The sequence below is a fragment of the Rossellomorea aquimaris genome, assembly GCF_003315075.1.
GTDB classification, from domain to species: Bacteria; Bacillota; Bacilli; order Bacillales; family Bacillaceae_B; genus Rossellomorea; species Rossellomorea aquimaris_C.
The window spans coordinates 396,238-410,087 of sequence record NZ_QNRJ01000002.1; the positions used below are offsets into that span (position 1 = coordinate 396,238).

At 41.4% G+C, this 13,850-nt stretch carries 14 protein-coding genes; 3 read left to right on the forward strand and 11 right to left on the reverse strand.

Features of this window, described 5'->3' with window-relative positions; all coding sequences use genetic code 11:
• Positions 1 to 2 precede the first annotated feature (2 nt).
• From DET59_RS04415 to DET59_RS04440, 6 genes are all read right to left on the reverse strand, one after another.
• Positions 3 to 848 (reverse strand): ABC transporter permease, encoded by an 846-nt coding sequence (locus DET59_RS04415; protein ID WP_113968389.1) that lies wholly within the window; start codon positions 846 to 848, stop codon positions 3 to 5.
• Positions 845 to 1,780 carry an ABC transporter ATP-binding protein gene (locus DET59_RS04420; RefSeq protein WP_113968390.1) on the reverse strand — a complete coding sequence of 312 codons (936 nt, stop codon included), beginning with the start codon at positions 1,778 to 1,780 and terminating at the stop codon, positions 845 to 847. Before DET59_RS04420 ends, DET59_RS04415 begins: the two co-directional genes overlap by 4 nt.
• Positions 1,777 to 4,179: a hypothetical protein gene (locus tag DET59_RS04425; RefSeq protein WP_113968391.1), complete on the reverse strand. Its 2,403-nt coding sequence runs from the start codon at positions 4,177 to 4,179 to the stop codon at positions 1,777 to 1,779. Before DET59_RS04425 ends, DET59_RS04420 begins: the two co-directional genes overlap by 4 nt.
• Positions 4,180 to 4,978: 799 nt before the next feature.
• On the reverse strand, positions 4,979 to 6,097 hold the full coding sequence (locus DET59_RS04430) for an N-acetyldiaminopimelate deacetylase (protein ID WP_113968392.1): 1,119 nt from the start codon (positions 6,095 to 6,097) through the stop codon (positions 4,979 to 4,981).
• 114 nt (positions 6,098 to 6,211) lie between these two features.
• Complete coding sequence (gene dapD, locus DET59_RS04435; protein ID WP_113968393.1) at positions 6,212 to 6,922, reverse strand: 2,3,4,5-tetrahydropyridine-2,6-dicarboxylate N-acetyltransferase; 711 nt, start codon at positions 6,920 to 6,922, stop codon at positions 6,212 to 6,214.
• Positions 6,923 to 7,017: 95 nt separating this feature from the next.
• Positions 7,018 to 7,896, reverse strand: a complete 879-nt coding sequence (locus DET59_RS04440) for a LysR family transcriptional regulator (protein ID WP_113968394.1) — start codon at positions 7,894 to 7,896, stop codon at positions 7,018 to 7,020.
• A gap of 110 nt (positions 7,897 to 8,006) precedes the next feature.
• Here DET59_RS04440 and DET59_RS04445 point away from each other — a divergent pair, with 110 nt between their 5' ends.
• A complete protein-coding gene (locus DET59_RS04445; protein ID WP_113968395.1) occupies positions 8,007 to 8,732 on the forward strand; it encodes a sulfite exporter TauE/SafE family protein in 726 nt (241 codons plus the stop codon).
• Here the strand turns inward: DET59_RS04445 and DET59_RS04450 are convergent.
• The 3 genes from DET59_RS04450 to DET59_RS04460 form a co-directional block, all read right to left on the reverse strand.
• Positions 8,721 to 10,214, reverse strand: coding sequence for an MDR family MFS transporter (locus DET59_RS04450; protein WP_113968396.1), 1,494 nt, complete (start codon positions 10,212 to 10,214; stop codon positions 8,721 to 8,723). The genes DET59_RS04445 and DET59_RS04450 overlap by 12 nt on opposite strands.
• Positions 10,215 to 10,312: 98 nt before the next feature.
• A complete protein-coding gene (gene cbpB, locus DET59_RS04455) occupies positions 10,313 to 10,753 on the reverse strand; it encodes a cyclic-di-AMP-binding protein CbpB (RefSeq protein WP_113968397.1) in 441 nt (146 codons plus the stop codon).
• Between the two features lie 157 nt (positions 10,754 to 10,910).
• Positions 10,911 to 11,156, reverse strand: a complete 246-nt coding sequence (locus tag DET59_RS04460) for a YkuJ family protein (RefSeq protein WP_034756109.1) — start codon at positions 11,154 to 11,156, stop codon at positions 10,911 to 10,913.
• 153 nt (positions 11,157 to 11,309) lie between these two features.
• On the opposite strand from DET59_RS04460, the gene DET59_RS04465 reads away from it, so the two are divergent.
• Both DET59_RS04465 and DET59_RS04470 read left to right on the forward strand, forming a co-directional pair.
• Entirely contained in the window at positions 11,310 to 12,266 is a 957-nt protein-coding gene (locus tag DET59_RS04465) for an MBL fold metallo-hydrolase (RefSeq protein WP_113968398.1), read from the forward strand.
• Positions 12,263 to 12,496: a glutaredoxin family protein gene (locus DET59_RS04470; RefSeq protein WP_113968399.1), complete on the forward strand. Its 234-nt coding sequence runs from the start codon at positions 12,263 to 12,265 to the stop codon at positions 12,494 to 12,496. The genes DET59_RS04465 and DET59_RS04470 overlap by 4 nt, the downstream gene beginning before the upstream one ends.
• 62 nt (positions 12,497 to 12,558) lie before the next feature.
• Here the strand turns inward: DET59_RS04470 and DET59_RS04475 are convergent, their stop codons facing one another.
• Positions 12,559 to 13,059: a DUF3993 domain-containing protein gene (locus tag DET59_RS04475; RefSeq protein WP_181778045.1), complete on the reverse strand. Its 501-nt coding sequence runs from the start codon at positions 13,057 to 13,059 to the stop codon at positions 12,559 to 12,561.
• Positions 13,060 to 13,273: 214 nt separating this feature from the next.
• Positions 13,274 to 13,513: a hypothetical protein gene (locus DET59_RS04480; RefSeq protein WP_258549563.1), complete on the reverse strand. Its 240-nt coding sequence runs from the start codon at positions 13,511 to 13,513 to the stop codon at positions 13,274 to 13,276.
• Positions 13,514 to 13,850: the final 337 nt, after the last annotated feature.

Here is a 13,850-nt window from a genome sequence, read left to right on the forward strand (position 1 = left end):
CTTTATTTAGCGCTCTTCACCTTCATGCTTGGTCTTAGCTTCATGATACTGAGGGACAAGGAAATCACTGCAAGAACAGTGTATATGATCAGGAATGAAATCCATAGAGGAAACGTAATTCCGCTTCGGGTGTATATTTCTTCAATCGCCATGGGTTCAAAATGCCCCATCATGACGATCCCGGGATTAAACATGGCGATTAGATACGGTGCAGGATTGGTCTGATTCTGGTAAGGACCGTTTCCGATTGCCATTGATAGCATAAAGAGGAATAACGTCCCCCCTGCAAGAAACAGAACCGTTGCATAGGTTGTGACCATCGACACGATCGTCTTTCGAATAATGGTTGAATATAAAACTCCGACAGAACCAAATGCAAAAACCAGGAACAAACTGTATACGAACACAAAAAGTAAATCCGTTGGGGAAACTCCCCCGAACAAGAACACAAAGCTGTATAGAGGCAAACTTGAGACAACGAGTAATAACAAATAAGAAACGGACGATACCAGCTTACTCAGGATAATACTCATTGAGCTTTGCTCCGTCGTCAACAACATGCTTAATGTTTGCTTCTCTCTTTCCCCGCTGATGACACCGCCTGTTAACCCGGGTGTAATAAATAACACGAGAGCAAGCTGTAAGAATGAGAGAATCATAAACATCACCCGGCTTTCTTCAGGGCGAAAGTAACCAGTATTAGAAAACCTCGTCTGCATATAGATGAAGCCGATCACGACAATTCCTACGGCGATTAAGTAGCATAACATCCCGATAAATGCTTTAAAGGAACGAAAGCGAAGTTTAAATTCTTTATTTAACATGGGATTGATGAGTAACTGCTTCATGAAAGTGTCACTCCTTTCGTGATTTCCATAAAGACATCTTCCAAATTCGTTTCAGTCTCTTTGAAACTCACAATCTGGATGTCGTTTAAAACAGCTTTTTTCAATAGCTCTATTTGCTCCGTTTCTTCTCCTTTATAAAGGAATTGAAATGTTCTATTCTCCTCGTCTACTTCGACCTTTGAAACAAAGGGGTCGTCTTCAAAGAATGCCACAGCACTCTCCACCATCCCCCTTACCCTCACGACAATCAGTTTATCTGCCTGCAGTTGAAATTGTATATCCTGAACAGAGCCATGAGCTACGAGTTTCCCATTATCAATCACGCCAATTTCATCACACATTTCCGCAAGCTCCGGCAGGATATGAGAGGAAATTAAAATCGTTTTTCCCATTTTCTTTAATTCTTTAAGAATTTCCCTCATTTCGATCCTGGCCCTCGGATCAAGCCCTGATGCCGGTTCATCGAGAATCAGCACTTCCGGATCATGTATGAGGCACCTTGCTAAACAAAGACGCTGCTTCATCCCTCTGGATAAAAGGTCGACATAGGAATCTTTTTTATGAGATAGATTCACCAGTTCCAACAGCTGGGGAATGAGCTTCTTTCTTTGCTCTGCGGGAATTTTATAGCTTGCACCATAAAAGTCCAGATACTCGTCAGCTTTTAATTGATCATACACTCCAAAGAAATCAGGCATATAGCCGATTTGCCTTCTGACCAATTTTGGATCTTTACTTATATTGAATCCGTTCACGGTAGCCGTTCCTGCAGTAGGAGCTAAGAGAGTAGCCAAAATGGAAAAAGTCGTAGATTTCCCTGCTCCATTTTGACCAACAATACCGAATACGGTCCCCTTTTCAATGGATAAGTTCAGATCATCGAGGGCCAGGAACGACCCATAGCGTTTAGATAAGTTTTGAATCTCGATCATGGTTGAACCTCTCCTTTCAACACAATGTTAGGAAGACGAACAAACGGATCCCCTTGAGATCGTTTTTCAAACTCGAACACGATTTCCCCATTGTCATTCATATATTTGTTCAAATTATCTTTTACTTCGATTGAGTTCGTGGATGATTCAGAAAGCACCAGCCGTTCATCTGTTTGTGGATCGACCAGAGAAAACTGAAGCACCCCTCCTGTATGAAGAGTCATATTTAATGAGTGAAGAGTAACCTTCGATAAATCCATTTGATTAGGGAGGTGAATGGATAGCTTATATGTCCCGTCTTCGAGTCCCATCTCATCTGCACCATTATGTGAGTAATGCTCTATCACCTGTCCCTTAACAGGCAACACATCCAGATCAAGTTGTTCATTTCTAAGTGTAAAAGCACCCTTATAGTTTCCCAGGGAAGGAAAGTGTTGATAGAGTAATGAGAAATTTTCAGACTTGGATTCTTTGTTTTTAATCTTCATATTGAATATCTCCGCATCTGTATACCCAAAAATGACCGGGGAGTTATTTTCTTTATCCGCAGAAATCATTTGAGATGCGAAACTTTCCAAACGTTCTTTCTTTTGCTGCTTAATATTTTGCTGATTCTGTAATGGCGATGACATTTTGGGGGTCACACCAATAGGAGAAGATAAATAATTCGTTGAAAGCTTTTTATCAACTTTGAGAGTATCCCCGGCTTTCATATCCCCCAAACGATACATTCTGGAACCCGACCAAATATATACATCTGTAAAATCATATGGAAAATCATTTTGAATCGTACCGGATAAGGTTTGGTCCTCTAACACTAATTCCGGTATAAACCTTCCTACTTCTTCCTTTTCGCTTGAACCGAGTAAAGTCCTCGTGGACCAGTATTCTACATCCCGAAATGTAATGGATCGATTATCCTTTGTCATCTCTTCAACTGCAAACTTATACTGATTTACTCCCCCCGCACTATTCCTGACTCTTGCAGGTGTGATATCTAAATGATGCTTATTTGAAACAAAAGCATAGTCTCCGCCTGAGTTTGATAATGCGCTAAAAGCTGAAATTCCATGTACGCTCTTATCTTCCTCGACTTTTAAGATACTCATTTGATTCAAATGAGGCTTCGAGATTCTATCTTTAGCTCCGGTGATAAAGATCCCTGAGGAAACGAGGACCGAGATGGCAGGAATGATCCACCATGCTTGTTCACGCTTATCCACTTTTCTTAATAAGAAATAAAGCAGAGGTACAAGGACAATCAAGTAAATGATGAGAATGATGACGAGTGTACTTACTTTAAAATTGGTAGTCGGAAAGAGCTCATTACTGTCAGCTACTTCATAATAAATTCTCTCCAGGAAACTTTGATCTCCGTTGGACTGTCCAAGCAGGAAGTATGGCTCTGTTTTAGAAAGGACATTCGAAAACCATTCGTCATAGCTATCCCATGCATTCAATGCAGGGTCACCCAGTGAGAATGCCGTCTGCCATACTTCTCCTAAGCCTTCAGAACTTTTCACAACCAACGGGATCCCGTCTTGCTCAACCAGAACATCCGATTCTGGTTTAACGGTACCTTTAAAGATTGGTAATGAGTTAAAGGAAGCCTTAATATTCTTCTTCACATTAAAGGTGGAAGTGTCGGAGAGTGTCGATTCTCCCTTGAAAGTAAGAGGAGGCATATTTGCTACAGACCCAAGAGTATCCTCTAAATGAGGAGCTCCCCCTATAAATAAAACCCCACCTGTTTCAACCCAGCTTTTCAACGCCCTTTGTTGATCCTTGCTAAGTTCTGAGATGTTAAATTGGTCAATGATAAGATAATCAAGCATTTGAAATCCGCTCTTCTCTTCAGGCAAATTTTCCTTTGTGAGCGTTAGAGCCTCTACCCGATTCCCTCCCATGTTTGTCCCTTTAATCCCCTTCAAACGGTCAGGGTTTTCACTCAATAAACCGATGGTCGTATAATTGCTATAGATGAAATTCGGAGTTAATCGTTTATCTCCTTTGAATTTTATCTCTTTCCCTTTCTCCCATGATCCTTGGAACAAATGAATGGTTTCCTGATTGGAGTTATGCCTGATTTCATCATTGAATCCCGGGATGGATAAAGTGTATGTACGTTTTGAATTTGCTGGCACATCAATGGATAACGCTCTTGCCCCTCCAGTCTGATAGGAAGGAGCATAGTCAAACAATAGATCTCCCTTGAAATCAGAACCTGTATTTTCAACGGTTACCTTAAGGGGGAAGCCTCTTCCCTCCTTCACTTTCCCATCGATTCCTTCTTCCACTGAAATTTTAATTTGCGCTTGTGCGAGTGATGTATCTTCCATGAAAATAAACATCAAGAACCCTAATGTCATCGCAAATATTGCTTTCCTCCATCTTTTCACATGCATTCCCCTCTTTCTTTCTCTCTACAAGATAGACGAAATTATTATGGGAAAAGTTTCTATTATTTTTATCTTTTTCCTCATTCTCCATCTACCTTAAGTGTAATTTTACACCATTCTCAACTCTTAGCAAGACCATTTTAGAAATTTATGTTAATTTCTTTTTAAATAGCTCTTTTCGTAAACATAGTTACTATGAGTGGTAATGTGAAACACGGTCCGTTCCTTTCCGCTCCAGGCACTTCCTTTCCGCGGGGAGGAAGTCGAGCCTCCTCGGGCTTTGCCCTGCGGGGTCTCGACTTTTCCTCTATCTCCCGCAGGAGTCAAGTGCCTTCCGCTACAATCCACTCTGTGCTATTACTTTTTTACTGCCTGTAAGTATCGAAAAACAAACTATCTAAAAAGGAGGAAATGAAAGTTCTATAGAAACTCATAATGCTCACACGATAAAAAACCTCTTGTAAAGTGAGAAGTAATCCGTATGTTACTTGAGATTGTTTGCTAAAATTCTTGTTTTAATTGTTTTCCTTTAAGGATTCAAGCTTAGAAAGTTGATTGGAGCGGAAGGATGCTCGACTCCTGCGGGAATAGCTGGACAGGTGAGACCCCGGAGGCGCAGCCGAGGAGGCTCACCGCCAGCCCCGCGGAAAGCGAGCATCCTGGAGCGGAAATCAACTATTACTGTCTCCTCTACAATAGCAGCAAACTTTACGAATAGAGCCTTGCGAAAAGAGACTTTTAAATGAACAAAAAAATCACGGAACGATATGTGTAGATATCGTTCCGTGATTTTTACTCATTATTTTAATCCGCCAATATATTCTGAGAGAAGGGAGATGGCAAAGTCTATCGCTTTCTCATCAGGGTTTAATTTAGAATGGTGCAGTCCAAATGGAGAATTCACCCCAAGCCAAAACATAAAGCCTGGTATTTCCTCAAGCATATAACCAAAGTCTTCACCCGTCATAGCTTCTTTACAGATTACGAGGTTCCGATTCGTTTTTTGGAGGAAAGAAATGAAATCATTTGTCCATTCCGGATCATTGTAGACCTGACGATACATGCTGCCATAATCCACTTCAATATCACAATCATAACTGATTTTCATACCTTCGATTAACGCTTCCAACCGTTTTTTTACATTTTCCATCGACTCGGATGAAAGGGTACGGATGGTACCTTCCAATCTTGCTGTTTCAGCGATGATATTCTGCACCGTCCCACTTTCCATTTTGCCGACAGTGATGACCGCACTGTCTAATGGATCGACATTCCTTGAGACGATCGACTGCATTTGTGTAACAAAAGAAGATGCCACGACAATCATATCCTTCGTATGGTGAGGATAAGCAGCATGGCCTCCTTTTCCTTTAAAGTCAATAAATAACTCAGACGTATTGGCAAAAAGCAGCCCCTCTTTAACAGCAACCGTACCTACTTCATATTCCGGTGCAATGTGAAGTGCGAAGATCACGTCGGGCATCCATTCCTTCATGATCTCACTTTCAAGCATGGGCTTCGCTCCACCAGGTCCCTCCTCTGCCGGTTGAAAGATGAACAGAAGATCATCTTCTATCGGGTGGTGAACGAAATGGGTTAATACACCGAGCTCAATTGCCATATGAAAATCATGGCCGCAGGCATGCATCCTCCCTTCATGTGATGAAGGAAAATCCAATCCCGTTTCTTCCGTGATCGGCAGGCCATCAATGTCCCCGCGGTAGCCGATCATCCTTGTTGGATCCGTGCCATGAACCTTAACGAAGAGCCCTGTTCTCCAAGGCTTAATCTCTAATCGGTCAGCAGGCAGGCTTGAAACATAATTCAATAGGTATTGGTGTGTTTTAAACTCTTGAAACCCAAGTTCAGGGATTTGATGGAGATCTCTCCTAATCGACTTAAAGTCTACTGTAGACATGGGTACCCTCCTTACATGAATAATAGATGGATAGATAGTGAAAATGAGACATTACAAGAAAAGAACAGACGCCAGCCGTCCGTTCTCTCCTTGATGATGCTATTGTTGAAATGATTACAGTTGACGTAATTCTTGTTTTATTTCAGTCTTTGATTTTGTCTTTTCATCAATGTCTTTTAATTTCTTCGCGGGTGTACCGGCCACAACCGTGTATGGAGCTACATCATCCACGACAATGGCTCCAGCTGCAACGACAGCTCCTTTTCCGACTGTTACACCTTCAAGGACAACGGCATTGGCACCGATGACTACATCGTCTTGGATGACGACGGGTTTTGCCGATGGTGGTTCAATGACCCCGGCAAGAACTGCACCCGCTCCGATATGACAATTCTTCCCTACTGTAGCACGGCCACCAAGAACGACATTCATATCAATCATCGTTCCCGCACCTACTACAGAACCGATATTGATCATTGCACCCATCATAATCACCGCATTGTCACCGATTTCTACTTGATCGCGAATGATGGCACCAGGCTCAATACGCGCTTTAACCCCTTTTAGGTCAAGAAGAGGAATCGCAGAATTTCGGCGATCATTTTCTAATACGTAGTCTTCGATTTTATCTTTATTTTCTTCAAGAATAGTAGAAAGCTCGCTCCACTCCCCGAATACGACACCGGAATTCCCTTGAAGGAAGGTTTGGGAAGATGAACCAAAGTCGATTGCCTCTATGTCACCTTTCACATAGACCTTCACAGGGGTTGATTTGGTACTATTTTGAATAAAAGAAATAATTTCGTTTGCGTCCATCATTTTCATAAGAATACCCTCCGTAATTATGTATAAATTCAGAATTCGTTTCTTGAATTACTTTATCAAATTAAAGAGTGGAAGACAAGCCAAAAACGCGAATCCTATGAGTTTTCATGAATGAATTCGTTTACAACTTCAACAAATGCTTCCACTTGTCTTAATTGGAATGCGGATTCATACCCTAGTAACCATGTGTCCCTGTGTATCAACGAATCATGTTCATCGATTAAAGGTACTTTATAAATGTCTTCTTCCATCCCGTCTAACGTGATTGCGGGTAAAATGGCGTAGCCGATTCCGTTTAATGTCATCTGCTTACATGTTTCAATTTGATCAACAACGATCGTTCGCTTTGGGGTTGTCTGAAATTGCCGATGCCACCAGTCCTGAATTTCCTGGTAATAATTGGAGTCACTTTTAAATTGGATAAACGGTCGATCCGTTTTCATGACTTCTTCAATCGATTGAATTTCTCTATCGACTAAGTACAGTGTATCTTGAAAGAGATGGTGTTTGGGGCCCTTCCAATCGGGAGTACCCCGAATGATCCCGATATGCACTTCATTTTCATAAATCGCTTTAAGAATTTCACTGCTCCACCCTGTCATTAACGAGATCTTGGCATGCGGATAGGTTTCCACGAACCTTTTAAGTACTTTAGGAAGCCAATTCTGACCTACAATCGAGGCACACGCGATCTTCAAGGTTCCATGAACCTCGAACTCCAATGCTTGGATTCTTTCCTTCACACTTTCTTCCTTCAGCAGCATTTCTTCAGCCAACTTCACCACAAGTTCTCCGGCCGGGGTTAAGGCCAGACCTTTTTGAGAGCGAAGGAATAATCTGGTACCCCAATCCTTTTCAATCGTCTGGAGTCTTTGTGACAGTGCCGGCTGTGATACAAACAGCCGCTCTGCTGCTTTACGCATGTTCATTTCCTGAGCCAGTACGTGCAGTAATTGATATTCTGAGAACGCCATCATTTTCACCTTCATAAGTTTTTCTTATATTATATCTTAATTAATATAAAATTTCATTATTATCAAGAATGGAATAGACTGATAGTAGAAACAAAGGGAGGTGCCTGAAAATGGAAGTGATTCTCTTTTTCACTGGATTGGTGGTAGCACTCATTGGAACGTTGGCAGGAAGCGGGGGATTGATTGGTATGCCGGTGATGCTTTTACTTGGTTTACCGATTCATACAGCCATTGCCACGGCCAAATTCTCAAATATCATGAGTTCTTTTTCAAGCTTTGTTTATTTAATAAAGGATCGAAAAGTTACGTGGAAAGAATGTTTACCTATTCTTCCTATTGCCCTTGCAGGCGGGTTGACAGGGGCATTTTTCTCGGATAGAATTTCTCCTGCTTTACTCGAATGGATGGCCTTTTTCTTTCTTTTATTCGCCCTTTTACTAAGTATCATAAAAGGATTCAAGCCAAAGAAGGTGAACCGGAAGCCATTTCGGGTTTATGGATTTTTGTACTTAATCAGTACATATGACGGATTGTTCGGGCCAGGGCAGGCAACCATGCTCATGTACACTCATCTGTTACGTGGGCTTTCATATTTAAAATCGGTAGCCCTCACCCGCTTTCAGACTTTTGTAAGCTGCTTGGGAGCATTTACAGTCTATTTTCACAATGGCCACGTAGAATGGGGAGCTGCCATCCCTTTTGCACTCGGTGCACTAATCGGGGCTCAAGTGGCAGTAAGGGTAGCAGCTAAGCTTTCTACGAAACATGTACAAATTTTATTAAACGTACTCACGCTCATTCTAATATTACAGCTGGGGAAGAATCTATTTCTTTAGAAATTGGTCCCTGGGTAGAAATAAGATGCCGATAAAGCTAAACAGGGCGAAAAGTAAAACGACTAGATATACAGATTGCAAGGAACCTGTAAGTGCATTTTGTAACAACTCGAGTATATCGGAAGACAATTGCTCCCTCTCTTGTTCATTCAAGAGCATATTCACATCATTGATGGAATAATCATTACCGCTCTCTTCTAAGTGTCTCTGCAGGCGGCTGTTCAAGATTCCTCCCAATAACGCAGCCCCTATCGTCGTACCTAAATTCCTCATGAACATATTGGTGGCTGTCGCAATCCCTCTGACCTGCCACTCGACAGAAGACTGAATGGAAACGATAAAGGATGTAGAGCTAAGTCCCATCCCTACCCCTACAAAGAACGATCCGATCGCTGCCCATAATGGACCGTATGAGGGATCCATCAAGACAAAGATAGTTCCACCTGCAATAAGGGATATTCCCCCCATCAAGGAGGTTTTAAAGTATCCGATCTTTAATAATAAGCGGCCGGCGATTGTAGCCGATATCGGCCAGCCTATAGACATGGCCGTCAATGTAAACCCGGCGACCGTTGCACTCCGCTCCATGACACCTTGTACAAAGGCAGGGAGGAAACTCGAGATGCCGATTAACATAACCCCTGTTGTTAGTGATACGATATTGGCGACCAAAATCGAGCGAATCTTCCATAGATCAAAAGGCATCATTGGTTGAGCCGTTCGTCGTTCGTGGTAAATAAACGCAGCAAACCCCAAGATAATCAGGTTGATCAGAAACATCGCCTGCCATGAGTCCCAAGGCAGGCTTACCCCTCCTTCCACCAGTAAATACATTAAAGACGAGAGGGTTACGACTAATAGAAATGCACCACCATAGTCGATAACCGGTTTTTTCTTTTCAATATTCTCGTGTAAGTACAGCCATAGAACCACAATCGATAGTAAGCCCAGAGGGATGTTGACCCAAAACACGTACCTCCAACTCGCATATTCAACCAACAAGCCTCCGACGAGAGGTCCGCTAATGGCGGAAATTCCCCATACACTTGATAAATATCCCTGTATTTTGGCACGTTCTTCCTTTGAATAAATATCTCCCACAATAGTAGTGGCCATAGGTAATACCGCTCCCGCACCAAGCCCCTGGATGAATCGGAATAAAATCAATTGCTCCATTGTTTGGGCAAATCCGCATAAAGCGGACCCAATGAGAAAAATCACGATCCCGATTGTGATAATCGGCTTCCTGCCAAATAGATCAGATAGTTTTCCGTAGATAAGGACGGTGATGGCATTCATTAATAGATAAGCGGAAAATACCCAACTATACAGAGAGAAGCCACCAAGATCACCAACGATGGCAGGCATGGCGGTGGAGACGATTGTTGCTTCAATGGCCCCCATGAACATAGCCAGCATCACAGCTATCAATACAAGCGGTTTTTTCGTCCTTTTGATTGAACCCAATTCTAAACTGTTCATCTTGTTCTCCTTTGAATCGTCTTCAATAAACAAAATAAAGAGGATGACAAATTTGCCATCCTATATGATCTTACCGTTATGTAACTGTCATGTGGGGTTCAATCCCTTTTAAACAGTTGTCGTTGAAGTTGCTTTAATACAACTCTCCTTGTCATGATCCCTTCAAAGTATCCATCATCAGAAACCACACATAAGAATGGATGGTCCACTAAAAGCTCAAGTGCTTTCTTAAAATCAGATTCTAAGGAGACGCTGGGAAATTCAGTTGTCATGACTTCCTCTACCTTCTTTGCTTCAAGTTGTTCAAACTCAAAGCGTTCAAGACCAAGAATGGAATCTGTGATTAAACTGGAACTGATTAAGCCCTGAAATCGAAATGTCGGATCAAGCACAGGGATGGCTGAGTAACCACTCTTAGTGAGTAATAGTAACGCATGCTCCAAGGAATTCCCCACTTGAACATGAGCCACCTTCTCAGAAGGAATAATGAAATCTTTAATATTCGTTTCTAATAACTCCTTGCTACTCAATGAAATCATGTATAACCCCTCATTTTTAATAAATAAGAATTTGCGTGCCAATCTTAAACAAAATAAGCAGACACTATCCATCTTAACATATTGGAAGAAAAATGTATGTTTTGACGATTGGTTTAAAGACTAAAAAAGATAACCGAATGGTTACCTTTTTTGTACATTAATCTTGTTGAGCTTCTTGTAGAAGTTCAAAAATTTCAATCGCTGTAATGTCTATGTTATCAAAAGGAAAACTGTTTCCTTTTTCATTCATGACTTCAATTTCGAATGTATCTTGTTTTGGTAAATACTTTACCTCACAAATTTTCTTTCCATTGTATTCGAAGAATCGTTGTTGAGTTTCCCCTTGTTCACCTTGTTCTTGTAATGATTTTAATCTTTGTATAATTCCAAGAAGCTGAGACATAACTGGTCTCTCCTTTCCTGTTCTAATTCTTGGTCATAGCTTTTGCATTGTACCAGATTCTATCCTGTAAAATCTAATGTTTTGTCCTTTTTCTACTTAAATTCCTTTATAATGAAAGGGTAGAAATATATTCTCCCCGAAAGGATGGATCTGATGAGTATTTACCGTATAGATTCGCGAATATCGTTAGTCGATCTAATGGATTTATCACTACAGGAACGTACAGGAAGTTATATTATAAACGAAGAGTCCCTTACCATAATCGAAACATCTGCCAGTCCTTCTATACCTCATCTAAAAAAAGGTCTCTCTAAGTTAAACATTAATCTTAAAGATATTCAATACATAATTTTAACTCATATACATCTTGATCATGCAGGGGGTGCCGGTCTTCTCCTGAAGGAATGCCCCAATGCAAAGGTCATCGTTCACCGGAAAGGACGTCGTCACCTTTCAGACCCCACACGCTTGATCCGAGGAGCAAGGGCGGTATATGGAGAGAAATTCGATGATCTTTTCCACCCGATCGTACCAATTCCGGATGACCGGATGATTGTGATGGAGCATGAAGAAAAACTGACTCTGAGCGAAAACTGTACATTAACGTTTTACCACACCCCTGGTCATGCGAATCACCATTTAAGTATCTTTGATCCTGTATCAAAGGGGATGTTCACCGGGGACACATGCGGAATCCAGTATACGGTGGGGTCAAAGCACTTCTATATCCCTTCTACTTCTCCCAATCAATTCAGCCCTGAAAACATGAAGGATTCCATACGCATGTATAGGGATCTAGAGCTCGATCGCTTGTATTTTGGGCACTACGGTGTCACTGAAGAAGTATCATTTGCATTAGGGGAAGTTGAAAGATGGCTAGATCTTTTCATGGAAAAAAGTGAGGAACAGTTCTCTTCCGAAAGTACAGTGGAAGAGAACGTAAAATCGATATCCGCTGTACTTTTTGAACTCACAAAGAGTAAAATGGTCCAAAAGGGCGTTGATCCTGACGACCCGATTTTCAAATTATTAACTCTGGATACGAACGTTTCTGCAATGGGAATCGTAGATTATTTCCTAAGGCAAAGCAAAGGAGAAAAACCATCATGAAAAAAGTCACCTTATACACTCAACCAGAATGCCCACCCTGTGAAGTGGTCAAAATGTATTTGAAGGAACACAATGTTGAATACAAAGAAATCAATATCAAAGAAGATGAACAAGCAAGAGATTACCTGGTAAAAGAGCTGAAGTCATATTCCACTCCGACAATCACAGTGGACTCTGTAGTGATTTCAGGCTTCAACCTAGAAGCCCTAACGGAAGCATTAAACAAATAAACAGTAAGTTATTCAACAAAAAAAGTTGGCCGATTTCCTTTTCACGGCCAACTTTTCTTGTATTATTCGGATTGAATATCCTCTGGTAACTCGTAAGTAATGGATGAAATCTTCCAAGTACCTTCTTCTTCACTTAATACGACAGCTTCTATACCTGAAACCTGGGACACAGGGCCTTCTTCGTCAGCTGTTCGTTCTTCCCATACGTACCAATTCCCATCTATGTATTGTACGTTAGTAGACTCATCATACTTAAAGAATGGAACATAGTGTGGTGCGAAGTCCGATCCAAATGTTATATAACCGCCTTCAACTTCATATACATTTTCCTTTATGAAACTGGCTGTTAGATCCTTTGTGAAATACTGTGACAGCTTGTCATTAATCTGTTTCTTCGATTGTGGTTTTTCACTTAGTGATACTTGGGTACGAAAGGCATCTTCCACAAGAGACAATGCGTTGTCTTCAGTAAATTCTGATGCCTGGGTTTGACTGACCTGTCCGCATGCCGCAGTAACGAGCCCTACAATAAGTAATAATAGCCATAATTTTTTCATTTCCATTTGCTTTCCCTCCCTTAATAAACTTGTTGAAATTATTGTAGCAATGGAAAATTGTCGATTGGTTATCATTTGTTCGTTAAATCCTAACAAAGACTGACATATATTTTGGTTTGGTTGTAAATTTCCCCCTATTGGTGACAGTCAAACACAAAAATAAATGGTACTTTTAACCAAAAAAAGAGGTGCCGCATGGTTTCATGCGGCACCCTTTTGATTAAGATAAATAGCGAACGGACCAATATATAATAAACAGTGTAATGAGAATGGTGGCAATTAAGATAGACAAGAAAATAGGATTTCGAATATAAGGATGCTCCTTCACAACATCCGGTATATCTGTGTCATATTCACCCTTCAGCCGCTTTTCCTGTCCAGCCAGTTTAAAGGTATACACCAACGAATAACCTGCTATCCCTATAACAAGCAGGGCAAGCACGATCATATATATACTCATCATAGCCCCTCCTTACAAAATGTCCTTAAGAATAATTTGTCCCAATAGGAAAAGGCTATACAAGAAAAGCGGAAGGGCTTTGGTCAGAGGCGACAAGCATAAGATGAGCATACCGGAAAGGCGCTCTTTGCCTTTTTGGTATGCTCATCTTATGACCTCGAGCCTCTAAGCCCTGTAGCTGGACATCAAGAAAAGCGGAAGGGCTTTGACCAGAGGCGACAAGCATAAGATGAGCATACCGGAAAGGCGCTCTTTGCCTTTTTGGTATGCTCATCTTATGACCTCGAGCCTCTAAGCCCTGTAGCTGGACATCAAGAAAAGCGGAAGGGCTTTGGTC